The sequence below is a fragment of the Halomonas fontilapidosi genome, assembly GCF_014192285.1.
Classification (GTDB): Bacteria; Pseudomonadota; Gammaproteobacteria; order Pseudomonadales; family Halomonadaceae; genus Halomonas; species Halomonas fontilapidosi.
In genome coordinates this window covers 12,278-32,014 of the sequence record NZ_JACHXQ010000004.1, presented here as the reverse complement: position 1 = coordinate 32,014, position 19,737 = coordinate 12,278, and the positions used below count along the sequence as shown (strand labels likewise).

Here is a 19,737-nt window from a genome sequence, read left to right as displayed (position 1 = left end):
GCGCTCCTCAGGCCTTGACGTAGCAGGTCTTGACCACGGTGTAGAACTCGCGGGCATAGCGACCCTGCTCGCGCGGACCGAAGCTGGAGTCCTTGCGGCCGCCGAACGGCACGTGATAATCGGTGCCGGCGGTGGCCAGGTTGACCATCACGCAGCCGGTCTCGGCACGCGCCTTGAAGGCATTGGCCAGTTTCAGGGAGTCGGTGATGATGCCGGCGGTCAGGCCGAAGTTGGTGTCGTTGAGGGTCTCGATGGCCGTCTCGGCATCCGCAACCTTGATCACGCAGGCGATCGGGCCGAAGACTTCCTCGCGATTGATCGCCATGTCATTGGTCGTGTCGGTGAACAGGGTCGGCGCCATGAAGTAGCCCGGCGTCTGGCGTTCGAGACGCTCGCCACCGTAGGCCAGGACGGCGCCCTGCTCGCGGGCCCGCTCGATCCATGCCAGGTTGGATTCGAGCTGGCGGGCATCGGCCACCGGGCCGATCTGCACGCCCTCTGCCAGGGCATGGCCCACCGTCGCCCGGTCCAGCCGGGCGATGAGCTTCTCGACAAAGGCGTCGTGAACCGCCTCGGTGACGATCAACCGCGAAGAGGCCGTGCACTTCTGCCCGGTCCCGGAATAGGCACCGGCGTAGGCCGCCTCCACGGCGAGGTCGAGGTCGGCATCATCGGCCACGATCAACGCGTTCTTGGAGCCCATCTCCAGCTGGCACTTGACCAGGTTGCCGGCGGTGGCAGCCGCTACGCGACGCCCCACATCCAGCGAGCCGGTGAAGCTCAGGGCATCGATCTGTGGGCTGGAGATCAGGGCATCGCCGACGCTGCCACCCGGCCCCATCAGCAGGTTGAAAGTGCCGGCAGGCAGCGCCTGACGGCTGATGATCTCGGTCAGCGCCCAGGCACTGGCCGGCACCAGGTTGGCCGGCTTGAAGACCACCGCGTTGCCGAAGGCCAGCGCCGGGGCGATCTTCCATACCGCCGTGGCCATGGGGAAGTTCCAGGGGCTGATCACGCCCACCACGCCGACCGGCTCGCGGCGGGTTTCCACCTCGACCCCGGGTCGCACGGAGTCCACCCGCTCGTCGATCTGGCGCAGCACCTCGGCAGCGTAGTAATGAAAGAACTGAGCCGAGCGGTAGACCTCGCCCACACCTTCGGCCAGCGGCTTGCCCTCCTCGCGGGCGAGCAGGTAGCCCAGCTCGTCCTTGCGGGCGACCAGCTCGTCGCCGATGGCCATCAGCACGGCATAGCGCTGTTCCAGGCCACTTGTGGCCCATTCGCGCTGGCCCAGACGTGCCGACGCGATGGCTTCGCCGACCTGGGCAGTGCTGGCCTGGGCGTAGTGGCCGATCAGGTCATTGGTGTCCGAGGGGTTGTGGTTAGCGATGGTGCTCTCGCCCTCGCACCACTGACCGGCGATGAAAAGCGGATAGGAATGTGACATGGGGAACCTCCTGGATAGCGTTGACGGCATCCTAGGAGAGTGGCCATGATAAGGATAATCAATAAAACAGATAAAATGATCAGGAAGCCTTACCTTGCTACCCGAACTGAAGCTCCAGCCGCTGCGCTGCGTGCTGGCCATTACCGACCAGGGCGGCTTCCATGCGGCGGCCAGGCATCTGCATCGCAGCCAGCCGGCGATCTCCATGGCGGTACGCGAGCTCGAGGAACGCCTCGGCCAGCCGCTCTTCGAGAAGGGCAATGGCAAGGCCGCCCTGACACCCTTCGGGCAATGGTGCCTGCCGCGCTTTCGCGAACTGGTCGCCCACCATGACCGGGTGAGCCGCGATGCCGTGGCCATGGCCTGCCACCGGGCCGGTCGCGTGGACATCGCCACGGTACCCTCGGTCGCCAGCCGCCTGATGCCCGGTATCCTGGCGGGCTTCGTGACCGACTATCCAGGGATCGAGATCAACCTGCAGGATGGCCACTCCGAACTGGTCAGCCAGATGGTGTTGAGCGGCGAAGTAGAGCTGGGCATCACCAGTCTCTGGCAACCCGAGCAGGGGCTGGACTTCGTCCCGCTGCTGCATGATGACATCGGCGTGGTATGTCGGGACGACCATCCGCTTGCCGACCACCAGAGCCTGCACTGGCGCGAGTTGGCCGGGCACCCGCTGATTCGCAACGGCACCTCGCGACTGCTCGAGGGCTCACCCGCCGCCGGGCTGATCGAGCGCAGTGCCCTATACATCTCCAACATGATCTCGCTGACCGCGATGCTGGAAGCCGGCATCGGCATCACGACCCTGCCGCGCCTGGCGTTCCAGGAGGAGCATGTCCGGCTGCGCTTTGTGCCGCTGGCGGAACCCCGCCTGGAGCGCCGGATCGGCCTGATCTTTCGGGCCGGCGTCAGCCTGTCGCCGGCAGCAGCGGCCATGCAGCGACACGTGATGGCCTTGCTGAGAGAACAAGGAACGTGAGGGAGGGAGAACGGGGCCAAGGCTATCGCAGATGGAAGTAACGCTTGCGGCTCTTCCGGCGACAGCTCTGCGGGGAGGCGCTGTGAACCCATCCTTGGGCGCTACCGATGCCATCCCTGGCATAGGACCTCCCCTTCGACCTGTCCCCGGCGCCTCTCGCTTCGGGGAACTGCGATTGCCCTGGCGGCGGGGCATCCTTCATCGGTGCCGCTTAAGCGGCCACGCTGCCGTGGGGGTCGATGACGAATTTCTTCGCTGCTCCGCCATCGAAATCGGCATAGCCCTTGGGCGCCTGGTCCAGCGTGATCATCTGGACATTGACCGCGTCGGCGATATTCACCTTGCCGAAGAGGATCGCCTGCATCAGCGGACGATGGTAGGCCATCACCGGGCACTGACCGGTATGGAAGCTGTGGGACTTCGCCCAACCTAGGCCGAAGCGCATGCTCAAGGCCCCCTGTTTGGCCGCATCGTCGGCCGCGCCGGGGTCTTCGGTGACATAGAGGCCCGGGATACCGATCTGGCCACCGGCACGCGTCAGCGACATGGCAGAGTTCAGCACGGTGGCGGGGGCCTCCTTGCCGTGGTTACAGCCGCAGGCATGGGCTTCGAAGCCGACACAGTCGACGAAGGCATCGACCTCGCGCTCGCCGAGGATCTCCTCGATCCTGTCGGCCATGTCGCCTTCCTGGGTCAGGTCGAGGGTCTCGCAACCGAAGCTGCGGGCCTGCGCCAGACGCTCTTCGATCATGTCGCCAACGATCACGCAGGCGGCCCCCAGCAGCTGGGCAGACACCGCGGCGGCAAGGCCCACCGGCCCGGCACCCGCAATGTACACCGTGCTGCCCGGCCCGACGCCCGCCGTCACGCAGCCATGGAAGCCGGTGGGAAAGATGTCGGAGAGCAGGGTCAGGTCACGAATCTTCTCCATGGCCTGATCGGCATCCGGGAACTTCAGCAGGTTGAAGTCCGCATAGGGCACCATGACGTATTCGGTCTGGCCCCCGGCCCAGCCACCCATATCCACGTAGCCGTAGGCCGCCCCCGGGCGCGACGGATTGACGTTGAGACAGATCCCGGTCCGGCCCTCCTTGCAGTTGCGGCAGCGGCCACAGGCGATATTGAATGGCACGGAGACCAGGTCACCCGGCTTGATGAACTCGACGTCGCGACCGCACTCGGCCACCAGCCCGGTGATCTCGTGACCCAGCACCAGGCCGGAAGGCGCGGTGGTCCGCCCACGTACCATGTGCTGGTCGCTGCCGCAGATATTGGTGGTGACAACCTTCAGGATCACGCCGTGGTCGCATTTGCGATTGCCGAGCGCGAGTTCCGGATAGGGGATGGATTCGACGGCGACCTGGCCAGGGCCCTTGTAGACGACGCCGCGGTTGGCTGCACTCATGGCTGGCTCCTCGATGTTGTTGTAACGGACAGCGTGGCGGGGGCGGGTAAATACCACCGCTCTAGCCTAAGCTCTCTCCAACGTGGCCCACTTGTCCAACAGAGGCACCCGCATGCCTGTTCGAGACATGGCCTCCCGATCATGAAGGCGTCGGTCCCCCGGACGCGGGGGTCGACCTCGCGCAGTCGAACAGGCATGGTTGTGCTCTATATCCCGTCACGGCCCCTGAGACCATGGAGGAACTACCGATGTCGAATAGCCTCGCAAAACGCCTGTGCATGACCGCCCTGTTATCGCTGCTGGCCGTGGCCTCCCAGGCCGTCGCCCAGCAGGCATCACCGGGTGCCGAGGCCCGCACCGAACAGTTCCGCGACTGGGAAGTGATCTGCCCGCCCGAGCGCAGCCAGGGGGCCTGTACCATGAGCCAGCTGGTCACCAACCCCAACAGCAATGATCCGCTGATGCGGGTGATTGTCGGCTATCCTCCCGAGCTCGAGGGCCGGCCGGCGATGACCTTCCTGCTGCCGCTGGGCGTGCGTCTCGCCCCGGGCCTGCAGCTGAGCGTGGGCGGGGGCGAGCCGACCCAGTTCCCCTACCAGGTCTGCCTGGAACAGAGCTGCCGGGCCGACCTACCCCTCGACGCCTCCATGCTGCAGGCGCTACGCAGCGGTACCACCGCGACCCTCAGTCTGATAGGGCCGCGTGGCAACCGCATGGACCTGGACATTTCGCTGATGGGCTTCACCGACGCCAGCCAGCGCATCGCGCCCTGACGGTCGCACCGGCCCCGCATGAAGGACAGCCCCGGCACTCGGCCGGGGCTGTCGTCGTCTGGCTGGCGGCATGATCAGCGGGGCAGGACGCCCTCCTCGCGCAGCAACTTGAGGATCGCGTCCGCCCCTTGCTCACTGCTGACGCCCTCCAAGACCTGCCCGCTGCCGCCCTCTGCCTTGGCGGCGGCCGCCTTGAAGCGATCCCTCGCCGAGGCCGACTTGATGATCTTCAGGCGCTTGGGCCGCTTGCGGGCCGGCGCCATCGCCCACTCGGCAAGCTCGTGATCTCTCTCGGCCGCCAACGGGGTCACCTCGAGCTGAGCGCGGCGGGCCGGACCGAAGGCGCTCTGGCGCGGTGCCGGGGCGGCGCCGTCCACGCTGACGATAGCCGGCAGTCGCACCTGCAGGCGCCGACGCTGGCCACGCGGCAACGCCTGAAGCAGCGTGGCCACCCCGTGCTCGACCTTTTCCACCGCGGCCAGACCGTTGACCAGTGGCCAGCCAAGATGCTCGGCGAGGGCATAGGGCAGCAGCCCCGAGCCTTCGCCCCGCTCCGCGCGGGCACCGGTGATCACCAGCTGCGGGGTTGCCGAGGCCAGATGCTCGGCCAGGGCCGGAATGGCATCCGCCCCCTCGGGCTGCTCCAGCAGCGTCAGGTGTTCCAGCCCGGTGCCCGCCCCCATGCCCAGGTAGCCGCGCAGGGCGGATTCGCTCTCCTCGCAACGTGGGCCAGCGTGCAGCAAGTTGATCCGACTGCCGGGCAGTCGCTCCTCCAGGCCCAGCGCCAGCTCCAGGCCCCGGGCGTCCTGGTCGGCACGGCGGGCGCGCCCGGTGAGCGGGTGGCGCCCCACCGAGACCAGTACCGTAACGGCGACTCCCTGATGCTCAGGCTGCATCGCGTTGCCCTCCTCGCTGCTGCTCCACCTTGGCGACCAGGGCGGCGAGGATCTCGGCGGCCTCGCCGATCACCGCGAGGTCGGCGCGCTTGATCATGTCGCAGCCGGGATCCATGTTGATGGCCACCACCTTGTCGCAGCTCTGAATGCCCTGCAGGTGCTGGATGGCTCCCGAGATACCCACCGCCAGATAGACCCGCGCCGTGACCCAGGTGCCGGTCGCCCCCACCTGGCGGTCGCGAGCCATGTAACCGTCATCCACCGCCACGCGTGAGGCGCCTTCGGTCGCCCCGAGCACCTTGGCGGCATGATGGAAGCCGTCCCAATCCTTGACGCCATTGCCCCCCGAGAGGATGAACTCCGCCTCGGCCAGGGCCACGCCGGCGGGGTCCACCGCCACCTGGCCCAGGTCCTCGATGCGCGACAGGGCACGGGGGACCGCGGTCGTCAGGCTCAGCGGCTCAGCCGCGTGGCGCGTCTCGTCCACTGGCTCGGCGCACTCGGCGAGCGCCAGGGCGACGCGCGGCAGCTGGCGCTGGATATCCAGGCTCTCCGCCGCGCCACGCGCCGTGCAGCGCCATCCCGAGAGCGCCTCAGTGTCGCTCTCGATCTGCCAGACCCCGGTGGCGGGGCGCTCCCCAAGGCGCAACGCCAGGCGCCGCCCCAGATCGGCACCGCCCAGCGGCGAGTCGGGAAGCAGCCAGTGACGCGGCGCCAACTCGCGCTCCACCGTGGAGAGCGCGGCCAGGCGTGCTTCGGGGGCAAAGCCGACATAGGCGTCATCTTCCAGGTGCAGCAGACGGTCGATGCCCGCCTCGCCGAAGGCCTGCTCCTTAAGCTCGCCGCCCCCCTCGCCCTTGTGCTGCCCAAATATCACGGCCAGCACGGCACCGGGGCGCTCGGGGTCGGCATCGGCCAGGCGCCGCGCCAGGCCCAGCAGGTCCTTGTCATGGCCGGAGAGGCGGCCGCCGGTCAGCTCGGGCACCACCGCCACCAGAAAGGCCGGAGCCTCGATGGTGACGGTGCGGCGGCTATCCTGGGCTGCCTGGTGGCTAGAACCCGTGGCCTGACCGCCCTGCTGAGCACCGCTACGGTCGATGCGCTTGATGCCACTGGGGCCGATAAAACCGATCGCGCGGGGGTTCTTGCGTATCACTCCGCTGGGACCCAGCCACTCACTGACGGCACCCTCGCCCTGCTCGCGGAGCACACTGGCGTGCTCGGGGTGCAGGCGATTACGGGCGATCCACTCGCGACGCGGGTCACGACGCAACATCTTGGTCATCACGCTACCTCTACGGCTCGAGGCCGATGTCGTGCTGCGGTTTCTTCGCTGGGCGCTGCCACCAGGGCGTCGGCCACCAGCTCGGCGATATCGCGCACCTCGGCGCTGGCATCGACGACGCCTTCCAGCATGGCCGTGCACTGGGGACAGCCCACCGCCACCAGCCCGGCGCCGCTCTCCTTGACGTCGTTCATGCGCATATCGGGAATCCGCCGTTCACCGGGAATATCGGTGATCGGCGCGCCGCCCCCGCCGCCGCAGCAGCGCGAGCGGAAGCCGGAGCGTTGCATCTCGTTGAGTGTGATGCCCAGTGCCTCGAGGACGCGGCGTGGCGCCTCGTATTCGCCGTTGTAGCGTCCCAGATAACAGGGATCGTGATAGGTGACGCTGCCCCCTTTCCAGGGCGCGAAGGTCAGCCGACCGGCATCATGGAGCTCGGCGATATAGGTGCTGTGGTGATAGACGCGGTAATCGCCACCGAGCTCACCGTACTCGTTGCCCAGCACATGGAAACTGTGCGGATCGCAGGTCAGGATGTGCTGGAAGTGGTACTTGGCCAGGGTCGCGATATTGCGCCTGGCCAGGGACTGGAAGGTCGCCTCGTCGCCCAGTCGCCTGGCCACATCGCCGCTGTCCCTCTCCTCGTTGCCGAGCACCGCGAAATCGACCTTTGCCGCACGCAGCACCTTGACCAGCGCACGCAGCGTGCGCTGGTTGCGCATGTCGAAGGCGCCATCGCCGAGCCACAGCAGGACATCGACCTGTTGCAGGTCGGCCATCAGCGGCAGATTGAGGTCGGCGGCCCAGTGCATGCGAGCGCCGGGGGCGAAACCACCAGGATTGTCGGTGGCAATCAGGTTGTCGAGCACCTCGGGTGCCTTGTTAGGGGTCTCGCCGCGCTCAAGCGTCAGGAAACGGCGCATGTCGACGATGGCATCCACATGCTCGATCATCATCGGGCACTCCTCCACGCAGGCGCGGCAGGTGGTGCAGGACCAAAGTGTCTCGGCATCCACCAGCGCCTTGCCGCCGCGGCCCACGATCGGGCCATGGGGAGAGCCATGGTGTTCGCCCACCGGCTTGCCGGGGTACGGGGAACCGGCATAGCCGGCATCGCTGCCGCCGGCGAGGCCCACCACCATGTCCTGGATCAGCTTCTTGGGGTTGAGCGGCTGACCGGCGGCGAAGGCCGGGCATACCGCTTCGCAGCGACCGCACTGCACGCAGGCGTCGAAGCCGAGCAGCTGATTCCAGGTGAAATCGGCAGGCGTCTCGACGCCCAGCGAGGCCGCCTCGTTCTCCAGGTCCAGTGCCTTGAGGCCGGTGGAACGGTTACCCTCACCGAAGCGCTCGGCGCGACGGTGGAAGGCCAGATGCAGCGCGCCGGCAAAGGCATGCTTCATGGGCCCGCCCCAGGTCATGCCGACCACCATCTCGGCCAGGCCCCAACCCACCACGGCAGCCAGTGCGAGAGCCAGGACCCAACTGCCGAAGCCGGCGGGCAGAATGCCCACCGTCGGCAGCGTGACCAGAAAGACGCCCAGGGAGAAGGCCATCAGGCTCTTCGGCAGGCGCATCCAGGGGCCCTTGGAGAGCCGAGCAGGCGGATGGCGACGGCGACGGGCCACGAACAGGCTGCCCATGAACATGCAGGCGCTCGCTGCCAGCAGCAGCCAACCCAGCACGCCCCCCCATCCTTCTGAAGCGCCCAGGTCCAGGCCATGCACCAGGATCATCAGCACGGCGGCGGCCACGAAGCCGCCGGCGGTGGCCACATGCGTGTTGGAGATGACCTTGTCGCGCCCCACCACATGGTGCAGATCCACCAGGTAGCGGCGCGGCAAGGCCGCCAGCCCCTTGAGCAGCGGCACGGCAGAGGGCCGCCCCTGGCGCCACAGGCGAACACGCCGCCAGGCGCCGACCACCGCCACGCCCAGAGCGGCGAAGATCAATATCGGCAGGAGGGTCTCGAGCATCTCGGCTTCCTCGGTGAGGAGCCGTAAGTCTTAAGCGGTAAGCGGTAAGTTATCCTCCACTTACCGCTTCCGGCTTACAGCTTACGGCTGGGGTTAAAAGTCCTTGCAGATCCGCAGGGCGTCATAGATAGCCGCATGGGTATTGCGCGGCGCCGTGCAGTCGCCCAGTCGGAACAGCAGGAAGCCGTCACCTTCTTCGCTCAGGCAGGGCTGAGGCTGGATGGCGTAGAGCGCCTCCAGATCCACCTGCCCCTTGTTGCGAGACTGTGCCTTGAGGGCGTAGTAGAGGGCCTCGTCGGGACGCACGCCATTCTCTACCACGACCTGGTCGACCACCCGCTCCTCCAGAGCACCGGTGTACTCGTTCTCGAGCACCGCCACCAGGCCGTCGCCTTCGCGGTAGACCTTATGAAGCGCGAGGTCGGAGGTCATGATCACCTCCTTCTCGTAGAGACTGCGGTAGTAGGTGGGGAAGGTGGTGCCACCCACCGCCGCACCGGGCTTGATGTCGTCGGTGACGATCTCCACCTTGGCGCCCTTGTCGGCCAGGTAGTCGGCGGCCGAGACACCGGAGAACTCGCAGATGGCGTCGTAGATCAGCACGTTCTTGCCCGGCGCCACCTTGCCCGAGAGGATGTCCCAGGTGCTGACCACCAGGCTCTCCTCGCCATTCTCCGCATAGCCCCATTCCGGGACCTGGCTGAGGAACGGTTGACCGCCGGTGGCCAGCACCACGATATCGGGACGCAGATCGAGCAGAGTCGCCTCGTCGGCGCGAGTGCCCAGGCGCAGGTCGACGCCGAGGCGCGCCAGTTCCAGCTGATACCAACGGGTGATGCCGGCGATCTGGTCGCGCTGCGGCGCCTGGGCGGCGATGGTGATCTGTCCTCCGAGCTGCTCCGCGGCCTCGAACAGCGTGACATCGTGACCGCGCTCGGCGGCGACGCGAGCCGACTCCATGCCGCCGGGGCCACCGCCTACCACCACGACCTTGCGCCTGGCCCCTTCCGCCTTCTCGATGATATGCGGCAGCCCCAGGTACTCGCGCGACGTCGCGGCGTTCTGAATGCACAGCACATCCAGGCCCTGATACTGGCGGTCGATGCAGTAGTTGGCGCCCACGCACTGCTTGATCTGGTCGACCTGACCCATTTTGATCTTGGCGATCAGGTGGGGGTCGGCGATATGCGCCCGGGTCATGCCCACCAGATCCACATACCCGCCTTCCAGGATGCGTTGCGCCTGGTTGGGATCCTTGATGTTCTGGGCGTGGATAACCGGCACGCTGACCACTTCCTTGATGCCCGCGGCCAGGTGCAGGAAGGGCTCCGGCGGATAAGACATGTTGGGAATGACATTGGCCAGCGAATTGTGGGTATCGCAGCCCGAACCGACCACGCCGAAGAAGTCGACCTGGCCGGTGGCATCGTAATAGGCGGCGATCTGCTTCATGTCGTCATGAGAGAGGCCGTCCGGGTGGAACTCATCCCCGCAGATGCGCATGCCCACCACGAAGTCGTCGCCGACCTCGGCACGCACCGCCTTGAGCACCTCCATGCCGAAGCGCATGCGGTTCTCGAAGCTGCCGCCCCACTGGTCCTCGCGCTTGTTGACGCGCGGACTCCAGAACTGGTCGATCAGGTGCTGGTGCACGGCGGAGAGCTCGACGCCGTCGAGGCCGCCTTCCTTGGCACGGCGCGCGGCCTGGGCGAAATCGCCGATGATGCGCCAGATCTCCTCCTCCTCGATGGTCTTGCAGGTGGAGCGGTGCACCGGTTCGCGGATACCCGAAGGCGACAGCAGGGTCGTCCAGTTGAAACCGTCCCAGCGGGAGCGGCGCCCCATGTGGGTAATCTGGATCATGATCTTGCCGCCATGCTTGTGGACGGCATCCGCCAGATTCTGGAAATGCGGGATGATCCGGTCGGTGGCGAGGCTCACCGAGCTCCACCAGCCCTGAGGGCTGTCGATGGAGACCACCGAGGAGCCGCCGCAGATACACAGACCGCAGCCGCCCTTGGCCTTCTCCTCGTAATACCTGACGTAGCGCTCGGTGGTCATGCCCCCGTCAGTGGCGTGCACCTCGGCGTGGGCGGTGCTGACCACCCGGTTGCGGATGGTGAGATTGCCGATCTCGATCGGCTGAAAGATCGCATCGAATGCCATGGTGGTGACTCCTCAGCCGCGGGGGGTATCGAGCGGACGGGTAATGAAGCGGCCCACATCGCAGCCGTGCTCGGCCGCACTCTGGGTCTGCTCGGCGACGGTACGCAGCGAGCTGCCGCGCGCGGCGAGAATCTGGTCCATGGCGCCGGCGAACCAGCCGGTGAACATGTACTCGACCTTCCGTCCCACCTGGCCCAGCTGATAGACGAAGGCGCTGTGCTCGAGGCGCACGGTGCAGGTGCCGGCGTCAAGATCGATGGCTTCGGTGATGAAGTGGCCCCAGCCGCGCTGCGAGAGACGCTTCATGTAGTGCTCGAAGACGTCCACCCCCTCGAGGCCATGGCACTCGGCCTCCTTCTCGCACCAGTGCCAGGCGCTCTTGTAGCCGGCGTGATAGAGAATCTCGGCGTACTGCTCGGCGCCCAGCGCCTCTTCCACGGCCACGTGGTTGTTGATGAAGAAGTGCCGGGGCACGTAGAGCATCGGCAGGGCGTCGGTGGTCCAGACGCCGGTATCGGCATCCACCTCGATGGGCAGTTCAGGGGCCATCTGCGTCACGGTCGTATTCCTCGAAGCTTGCTGATTGTTATTGGGCTGCGGACTGCGCGCCGTCAGACGCCCCACACATCGCGGAGGACGCGTACCCAGTTGTCGCCCATGATCTTGCGCACCTGGGATTCGCTAAAGCCGCGACGCAGCAGCGCCTCGGTGAGGTTGGGAAACTCGCCGATGGTGCGGATGCCCTCGGGATTGATGATCTTGCCGAAGCGGGTCAGCCGACGGGCGTAGCCCTTGTCGTGGGTGAGCCACTCGAAGAAGTCCTGGCCATGCCCCTGGGTGAAGTCGGTGCCGATGCCGATGGCGTCTTCACCGACGATGTTCATCACGTACTCGATGGCCTCGACGTAGTCGTCAACGGTGGCGTCGATGCCGGCGCGCAGGAAGGGAGTGAACATGGTCACGCCGACGAAGCCGCCGCGGTCGGCGATGAACTTGAGCTCGGCGTCGGACTTGTTGCGCGGGTGTTCCTTGAGGCCGGAGGGCAGGCAGTGGGAGTAACAAACCGGCTTCTCAGAGGTCTCGATGACCTCCCGGGAGGTGGTCTCGCCGACGTGGGAGAGGTCACACATGATGCCGACGCGATTCATCTCGGCAACGATCTCGCGACCGAAACCGGAAAGCCCACCGTCGCGCTCATAGCAGCCGGTGCCGACCAGGTTCTGGGTGTTGTAGCACATCTGCACGATCCCCACGCCGAGCTGCTTGAAGACCTCGACATAGCCGATCTGGTCCTCGAAGGCATGGGCGTTCTGGAACCCGTAGAGGATGCCGGTCTTGCCCTCTTCCTTGGCCCGAGTGATGTCGGCGGTGGTACGCACCGGGCGCACCAGGTCGCTGCACTCGGCCATCAGCTGATTGGACCTGACGATATTGTCGACGGTGGCCTGGAACCCTTCCCAGACGGACACCGTGCAGTTGGCCGCCGTCAGGCCACCGCGCCGCATGTCCTCGAACAACTCGCGGTTCCACTTGGCGATGATCAGGCCATCGATGACGATGGCGTCGTCGTGCAGCTCTCTTGGGGTCATGGTTGCCGCTCCGGGGGTGTGTTCGACTCGACGGCAGCATAGCGCTGGCCCACCCCGGCTCGGCGCCTGGAAGCGACGACGAGAATTCCAAAAACGTCATGTCTGTCGTGGCCACGACGGGCCACAAAAGCATGCCGGCCCCGGAAGGGGCCGGCATGCTGATCAGGTCGGCAGGAAGTATCGGTAAGGCAAGGGTCAGGAGTGCAGCAGGACGCTGGCGTAGGTCGGCTCGCCACGCGCCTGGTCGAGAGCCATCATGGCCGCGGAGACGGGCTCGACCGGATAGGCCTCGAAGGTCAGCAGCTCCAGATTGGCGCCCACCTCGTCACAGGCCCGCGGCACCGGCAACCGGATCGCGCTTGCGCCCAGTCGCTCGTCCCGTGGTGGCTGGCCGAAGAACTCGCGGTAGCACTTCGAGAAGTGCGGGGTGGAGACGAAGCCGCAGGCAGAGGCCACCTCGATGATCGAGATCGAGGTCTGCTTGAGCAGCTGTCGGGCGCGTGTCAGCCGCAGCTTGAGGTAGTAGCGCGACGGCGAGCAGAGCAAATATCGCTGGAAGAGCCGTTCCAGCTGACGGCGCGACACATCGACATAGGCCGCCAGTTCCTCGAGCCCGATGGGCTCCTCCAGGTTGGCCTCCATGAGGGCCACGATCTCCAGCAGCTTGGGCTGGGTCGTACCGAGGATATGCTTGAGCGGCACGCGCTGCTGGTCCTGCTCGCCGCGCACGCGATCACAGATGAACATCTCGGAAATGCCCGCCGCGAGCTCGCGGCCATGGTCGCGTCCGATCAGGGTGAGCATCATGTCGAGGGGCGCGGTCCCTCCCGAGGCGGTGGCCCTTTCACGGTCGATGGAGAACAGCCGGGTGGTCAGCAGGGCGCGGGGGAAGGACTCCTGCATGGCGGCCAGGCACTCCCAGTGAACACTCGCCTCGTAGCCATCCAGCAACCCCGCCTTGGCCAGCGCCCAGCTGCCGGTGCAGATACCGCCCAGCCGACGCGACAGGCGTGCCTGGCCTTGCAGCCAGGCGACATGCTCGCGCTGCACCGCGCGCGCCGGCCCCACCCCGCCGCAGACCACCACCATGTCCAGCGCCAGCGGCACGGTGATCGCCGTATCCGGCGTGACCTTGAGGCCATCGCTGGCAGAGATCGGCTCGCCGTCGAGGCTCAAAGTGAACCAGCGATAGAGCTCCCGCCCGGCCAACTGGTTGGCCATGCGCAGCGGTTCGATGGCCGAGGCCAGCGAGAAGAGGGTGAAGTTTTCCAGCAGCAGGAAGCCGATGGCCTGGGGGGCCGCTGACTTTTTCGGCGCCTGGGAAGGGGTCGTCATGGGGGGACTCCTTTACGGGGTCTTACACAGGTTGTTGTTATGTCGGTATCAGGACGCCCGCTGGGGTTTAGCTGTCGTGATCAGGCAAGTCTGTCTCGAAAGGTACCGCAAGGCGTCGTGATCTGGCATGTCACAATTACCCAACAACCGCTAGGACGCCAGATGATGACGACAATGCTGTCGCGCTTAGGGAGAGGGGTGTCGCTGACAGGCATGGTACTGGCCACCAGCAGCTGATCGAGGCTCAGCACTGCAGGAAAACGGGGTGATGCCGGCCCGGATCGTGGCAGTTGTGCTGAGGATCGCCGCTCCCGGCGGAGAGCGGCGATCCTGCGCTCAAGCGCTCGTCATGCCGGGTGCCGCGACGTCACAGAATGAACGGTTTAATCGGCATCCAGATCCCCATGGCCATCATGATCAGGTTCTCGCTCAAGGACACGAACCCCAGCGGCACATTGCTGTTGCCCCCCACGCAGGCGCACTTCAGCTCACGCTTGTCGATATAGACGGCCTTGAAGACCGAGATCGCGCCCACCGTGCCGATGAACAGCGCCAAGGGGGCGGCGAGCCATATCAAGGCGCCAGCCAGCATCAGCAGGCCGGCCAGAGTCTCGGCGAAAGGATAGACGTAGCCATAGCGGACATGCCGCTGGGCGAGCAGGTCATAGTTGAGGAACATGGTGCTAAAGCTCTCGACATCCTGCAGTTTCTGGAGCCCCAGCAGGGTCATCGCCGTGGCGATCGCGTACTCCGGCATGCGCAACGAGACGAGCGTACCGCTGGCCGCCCAGCTGACCGCCAGACCGATCATCAGAGAGGTGACGAAAATAGCGATAACTGGCTGATAGGAGGTCTCTTTCTCGCCCGGCACGCTCAATCCCAGATAGTCGCGAACCTCTTCGTAGCCGCCGATGCGCGTATCGCCGATATAGACCTGAGGCGTCGTATCGACCCCGGCCTGCTCCTTGAATTGCTCGATGGCGTCTCGCGAGGTGAGAGGATGGTCGTCTACCTCATAGCCCTTGCGCTTGAGAAGATCCACGGTCTTCATGCCGAACGGGCAGAGGTGCTCTTGCGTTTTCATGCGATAGACGCGAGCCGTTTCGTGCTGTGCAGAAGATGCCGACGTGGCGGTGCTCATGGTCATCAACCTCCTGGCGGTAACAGGATGGAACGCGAGGCCTGCAGGACCCAGCCGACAGACACGCCCTGACACTGGCCGTTCTCCTTCCCTTTACCCTACAGCCTAGACCCCTGGTGTTACCCAAGGGTCAAGGACATGCTCGCCGATGCCATCCACTACACGAATTCGCTGTGCGGCGGCTTCGATGGCCATGCCAGGCACCTCAAGGCGATGGGCATCGAGGTCGGCGTCGATAGTTCGACACCTGGACGTCAGTCGCCGATCACCAGCCAGCCGCCTTCCTCGCGCAGGGGAACCCGATCCAGGGCGCAGCCGAGCCCCAGGCCACCGGTGCCCTCGCCGGTACGCGCGGAGAAGGCGGCGTCGTGGTTGGTGCAGCGCAGCTGCTCGCCGTCTTCGCTAAGTATTCGCTTGCCACGCTGATCCAGGGGCAGGAACTGGTGGGGGCAGGCGTTGACGTAGGCCCTGACCGCGCCGTCGCCGAGGCGCACCACCAGCAGCGGAAAGCGGCCTCGCTCGCCTTCCAGCATCAGGCCGAGATGCCCTTGCGTGGGCAGGGCGTCGACTTCGACCACGCGAGTGCCGGGGGCGGGGGCGCTGCGGTACTGTTGCCAGGCTTGGGACACGGGGCACTCCATAGGGGCGTTCGCGGATTCGGTTTCAAATGAAACCAGTCGCTCAACAGCCTGTCAACGCGGGCCCGGGAGGGCGGCTCACTTAGCGACATATGCCGATGGTGCGTCCGGCGAGCGGCTGGGTAGCCGGCCAGCCCGGTTCTCTCCCGGTGATCGAGCCCGTCTACAACACCTATGTGGGTCGTGCGTTGATTGTCTACCCACAGACCGTAAGCGCAATTCCGGCCAGGACGCCTACGCTATAGGGATGACTTAAAAAAAATAATCATTGCATCCAGGCCTGAGCATCGGCGGTGCGTTACGAGAAGCAAAAAGGTACCGAACATGAATGAAGCCAACCTTCACCTGACGAACTTTGATCTGAACAGTGACGTGAGCGAGCTTCGCTCGCGCATCCGCGCCAACTATGCCGCCGCTGAGGCCGATGTACTGAACGGTCTCGTCGAGCGTATCAAGCTCTCCGAAAAGGACCGCGAGAAGGTGGCAGCCGTCGGGGCCAAGTATGTTGAGCGTGTGCGCAAGGAAAAGTCGCCCTCGATGATGGAGGCATTCCTGGCCGAATACGGGCTCTCCACCGCCGAGGGCGTCGGCCTGATGTGCCTGGCGGAAGCGCTGTTGCGCGTGCCCGATGCAGAAACCATCGACGACCTCATTCATGACAAGATCGAGCCGTCCGACTGGGGTGCGCACCTGGGCAAGTCCTCGTCGTCGATGGTCAACGCTTCGACCTGGGCGCTGATGCTGACCGGCAAGGTACTGGATGAGGATCCCAAGGGGCCGGCGCGGGCGCTGCGCGGTCTGGTGCGCCGCATGGGGGAGCCGGTGGTACGCAAGGCGGTCGGCCAGTCGATGAAGATCCTCGGTCGCCAGTTCGTGCTCGGCCAGACCATCGAGGAGGGCATGAAGAATGCCCGCGAACTCGAGAAGCAGGGGTACACCTACTCCTACGACATGCTGGGTGAGGCGGCGCGCACCGACGAGGATGCCGTGCGCTACCACGAGGCCTACGCCAAGGCGATCACGGCGATCGCCAAGCAGGCCAAGGGTGACGTGCGCGGAAGCCCAGGGATCTCCGTGAAGCTCTCGGCGCTGCATCCGCGCTATGAATACAGCCACCGCGACACGGTCATGGCCGAACTCGTGCCGCGCGCGAAGGAACTGGTCAAGCAGGCGGCCAAGGCCAATATCGGCTTCAACATCGATGCCGAGGAGCAGGACCGGCTGGACCTGTCGCTCGACGTGATCGAGGCCCTGATGTCCGATCCCAGCCTCGACGGCTGGGACGGCTTCGGGGTCGTGGTGCAGGCCTACGGACGTCGCGCCGCGCCGATGATCGAGACGCTCTACGAGCTCGCCGAACGTTTCGACCGCAAGATCATGGTGCGGCTGGTCAAGGGCGCCTACTGGGATACCGAGATCAAGCTCTCTCAGGAGATGGGGGTCGAGACCTTCCCGGTCTTCACCCGCAAGGTCAATACCGATGTCAGCTACATGGCCTGCGCACAGCTGCTGCTCGACCGGCGTGACCGTATCTATCCGCAGTTCGCGACCCACAATGCCCATACCTGCGCCGCCGTGGTGGCCATGGCAGGCGACGACAAGGACAGCTACGAGTTCCAGCGCCTGCACGGCATGGGCGAGTCATTGCATCAGATCGTCAAGCAGTCGGAGAGCACGCACTGCCGTATCTATGCCCCCGTCGGCGCACACCGTGACCTGCTGGCCTACCTGGTGCGCCGCCTGCTCGAGAACGGCGCCAACTCCTCCTTCGTCAACCAGGTGGTGGACGACACGATTCCGCCGAGCGATGTCTCCAAGGACCCCGTGGCCGAGATGCAGCGCCTGGACGCCATCCCCAGTCCCTCGATCCGCCAGCCGCCTGACCTCTTCGCCCCCGAGCGCAAGAACTCGCGGGGGTATCGGATCAACGAACCCGCGTCGATCCTGCCTCTACTGAAGGCACGGGAAGAGTTCGCCGACGCCACCTGGACCGCCGGCCCCATGCTGGCAGGCAACCCGGCGCCCCAGGGGGCTGGCCGCGATGCCGTATCGCCCGCCGACGGTTCGCGAGTGGTAGGCAAGGTGCATGAGGCGACCGCGGACGAGGTAGCGGCCGCACTGGACGCCGCTGAAGACGGCTTTCGCGACTGGTCGGCAAGGCCGGTGGCAGAGCGGGCCGAGGTCCTGCGCAAGACCGCTGACCTCTACGAGCAGCACATCGCCGAGCTGACCGTAATCGCGACGCGCGAAGCCGGCAAGATGATGTTCGATGGCATCGCCGAGGTTCGCGAGGCGGTGGACTTCCTGCGCTTCTATGCCAACGAGAGCGAACGGCTGGACGCGGAAGAGCCCGGCAGCGCCCGCGGCATCTTCGTTTGCATCAGCCCCTGGAACTTTCCGCTGGCCATCTTCACCGGCCAGATCGCGGCCGCACTGGGGGCCGGCAATGCGGTGCTCGCCAAGCCCGCCGAGCAGACGCCAATGATCGCCGCCCGGGCCGTCGAGCTGATGCGCGAGGCCGGCCTGCCGGAAGCGGCGCTGCAACTGCTGCCCGGCGACGGGCCGACGGTAGGCGGGCCGCTGACCAGCGATTCGCGAATCGCCGGTGTCTGCTTCACCGGCTCGACCGAGGTGGCGCAGATCATCCACAAGGCGCTGGCCCAGAACGCCGGCCCGGATGCGGTGCTGATCGCCGAAACCGGCGGGCTCAACGCCATGATCGTGGACTCGACGGCGCTGACCGAGCAGGCGGTGCGCGACATCCTGATCTCGTCCTTCCAGTCGGCCGGCCAGCGCTGTTCGGCGCTGCGGATGCTGTACGTCCAGGAAGAAGCGCGCGACCGGCTGCTCAACATGCTTGATGGGGCCATGGACGCGCTCACCATCGGCGACCCTTGGAATACTGATACCGACGTCTCGCCGGTGATCGACGCCGAGGCCCAGGCCGATATCAGCGCCTATGTCGCGGCGCAGCAAAAGGCCGGCAAGGTATTGAAAACATTGCCGGCACCGGACGAGGGCACGTTCGTCACCCCGGCCGTGGTCAAGGTCGGGGGCATCGAGGATCTCGAGCGAGAGATCTTCGGCCCGGTCCTGCATGTGGCCACCTTCAAGGCGCGCGACATCGACAAGGTGGTCGACGCCATCAATGACAGGGGCTACGGCCTGACCTTCGGCCTGCATACGCGGATTGACGACCGCGTGCAGCAGATCGTCGAACGCGTCCATGTCGGCAATGTCTACGTCAACCGCAACCAGATCGGCGCTATCGTCGGCTCCCAGCCCTTTGGCGGCGAGGGCCTCTCGGGCACCGGGCCCAAGGCCGGCGGCCCCCTCTATGTCAACCGCTTCCGCCGCACCGCCAAAGAGGAGCGCCACGAGGCGCCGAAGGGGAATGCCGTGACCTTGGGTGATCTTCAGTCGGCCCTCGATGGCCTGGATCCACGCAACTGGGCGGCGCGACCCAATCGTGTCGAGGTGCTACGCAAGGCGCTCTCCGGCAAGGGTGGCGTGGTCCGCAAGGCGCTTGCCGAGACCGCGGCCATGGATATGACACCGCAGACGCTGCCGGGGCCGACGGGCGAAAGCAACCGCCTGGCGCTCTATCCCAAGGGGCCGGTGCTGTGCCTCGGGCCAACTCTGGATATCGCCATCGCCCAGGCGGCGCAGGCACTCGGAGCGGGCTGCCCGGCGGTGGTCGTCGCACCGGGGGCAAGGCAGGCCGTGCAGCCACTGAGTGACGCCGGGGCACCTGTCGCCGCGCTCGAGGGCAGCGTCGAGGCCGAAACGCTGACCTCGCTCAAGGGCATCGAGGCCGTGGCGGCGGCCGGTGCCAGCGACTGGACTCATGGGTTGCGGGTGGCACTCGCCAAGCGCGACGGGGCCATCGTATCGCTAGAGACCCAGACCGTCGCACCGGAACGCTACGTGGTGGAACGTCATTTGTGCATCGACACCACCGCCGCGGGTGGCAATGCCAGCCTGTTGGCGACGGCCGAATAGCTTCGAAGGCACTGCTGGAAGGCACTGCTGTTTGGTACCGCGAACCGTCCCTTCAGGATGACAGGGGCGGTTCGCTTTTTTATGCCAACGTCGCAAGAGGCG

14 protein-coding genes are annotated in these 19,737 nt (G+C 66.0%); 3 read left to right on the top strand and 11 right to left on the bottom strand.

Going from position 1 to position 19,737, the window contains the following annotated elements; all coding sequences use genetic code 11:
* Positions 1-7: 7 nt before the first annotated feature.
* Entirely contained in the window at positions 8-1,447 is a 1,440-nt protein-coding gene (locus FHR95_RS07530) for an aldehyde dehydrogenase family protein (RefSeq protein WP_183313946.1), read from the bottom strand.
* A 94-nt stretch (positions 1,448-1,541) separates the two neighbouring features.
* Here FHR95_RS07530 and FHR95_RS07525 point away from each other — a divergent pair, with 94 nt between their 5' ends.
* Positions 1,542-2,429: a LysR family transcriptional regulator gene (locus FHR95_RS07525; RefSeq protein WP_040183527.1), complete on the top strand. Its 888-nt coding sequence runs from the start codon at positions 1,542-1,544 to the stop codon at positions 2,427-2,429.
* 211 nt (positions 2,430-2,640) lie between these two features.
* Here FHR95_RS07525 and fdhA read toward each other — a convergent pair whose 3' ends face one another.
* Complete coding sequence (fdhA, locus tag FHR95_RS07520; RefSeq protein ID WP_183313945.1) at positions 2,641-3,834, bottom strand: formaldehyde dehydrogenase, glutathione-independent; 1,194 nt, start codon at positions 3,832-3,834, stop codon at positions 2,641-2,643.
* Between the two features lie 248 nt (positions 3,835-4,082).
* Between fdhA and FHR95_RS07515 the strand changes: the two genes are divergently transcribed.
* Positions 4,083-4,607 (top strand): invasion associated locus B family protein, encoded by a 525-nt coding sequence (locus FHR95_RS07515; RefSeq protein ID WP_040183529.1) that lies wholly within the window; start codon positions 4,083-4,085, stop codon positions 4,605-4,607.
* A 74-nt stretch (positions 4,608-4,681) separates the two neighbouring features.
* On the opposite strand, the gene etfB is transcribed toward FHR95_RS07515, so the two are convergent.
* The 9 genes from etfB to FHR95_RS07470 form a co-directional block, all read right to left on the bottom strand.
* The gene (gene etfB, locus FHR95_RS07510; protein ID WP_183313944.1) at positions 4,682-5,503 is read right to left on the bottom strand and encodes an electron transfer flavoprotein subunit beta; all 822 of its coding nucleotides are present in this window, start codon (positions 5,501-5,503) and stop codon (positions 4,682-4,684) included.
* Positions 5,493-6,788, bottom strand: a complete 1,296-nt coding sequence (etfA, locus tag FHR95_RS07505; RefSeq protein ID WP_183313943.1) for an electron transfer flavoprotein subunit alpha — start codon at positions 6,786-6,788, stop codon at positions 5,493-5,495. Before etfA ends, etfB begins: the two co-directional genes overlap by 11 nt.
* Positions 6,788-8,764, bottom strand: coding sequence for a (Fe-S)-binding protein (locus FHR95_RS07500; RefSeq protein WP_183313942.1), 1,977 nt, complete (start codon positions 8,762-8,764; stop codon positions 6,788-6,790). Before FHR95_RS07500 ends, etfA begins: the two co-directional genes overlap by 1 nt.
* A gap of 93 nt (positions 8,765-8,857) precedes the next feature.
* Entirely contained in the window at positions 8,858-10,930 is a 2,073-nt protein-coding gene (gene dgcA, locus FHR95_RS07495) for a dimethylglycine demethylation protein DgcA (protein ID WP_183313941.1), read from the bottom strand.
* A 12-nt stretch (positions 10,931-10,942) separates the two neighbouring features.
* Positions 10,943-11,488 carry a DUF5943 domain-containing protein gene (locus tag FHR95_RS07490; RefSeq protein WP_183313940.1) on the bottom strand — a complete coding sequence of 182 codons (546 nt, stop codon included), beginning with the start codon at positions 11,486-11,488 and terminating at the stop codon, positions 10,943-10,945.
* Positions 11,489-11,541: 53 nt separating this feature from the next.
* The gene (locus FHR95_RS07485) at positions 11,542-12,519 is read right to left on the bottom strand and encodes a dipeptidase (protein WP_183313939.1); all 978 of its coding nucleotides are present in this window, start codon (positions 12,517-12,519) and stop codon (positions 11,542-11,544) included.
* 195 nt (positions 12,520-12,714) lie between these two features.
* Positions 12,715-13,854, bottom strand: a complete 1,140-nt coding sequence (gene gbdR / locus FHR95_RS07480; RefSeq protein WP_040183538.1) for a choline metabolism transcriptional regulator GbdR — start codon at positions 13,852-13,854, stop codon at positions 12,715-12,717.
* Between the two features lie 367 nt (positions 13,855-14,221).
* Positions 14,222-14,995 carry a MauE/DoxX family redox-associated membrane protein gene (locus FHR95_RS07475; RefSeq protein ID WP_183313938.1) on the bottom strand — a complete coding sequence of 258 codons (774 nt, stop codon included), beginning with the start codon at positions 14,993-14,995 and terminating at the stop codon, positions 14,222-14,224.
* 254 nt (positions 14,996-15,249) lie between these two features.
* A complete protein-coding gene (locus FHR95_RS07470; RefSeq protein WP_183313937.1) occupies positions 15,250-15,624 on the bottom strand; it encodes a Rieske 2Fe-2S domain-containing protein in 375 nt (124 codons plus the stop codon).
* A 333-nt stretch (positions 15,625-15,957) separates the two neighbouring features.
* On the opposite strand from FHR95_RS07470, the gene putA reads away from it, so the two are divergent.
* Entirely contained in the window at positions 15,958-19,635 is a 3,678-nt protein-coding gene (gene putA / locus FHR95_RS07465; protein ID WP_183313936.1) for a bifunctional proline dehydrogenase/L-glutamate gamma-semialdehyde dehydrogenase PutA, read from the top strand.
* Positions 19,636-19,737 lie beyond the last annotated feature (102 nt).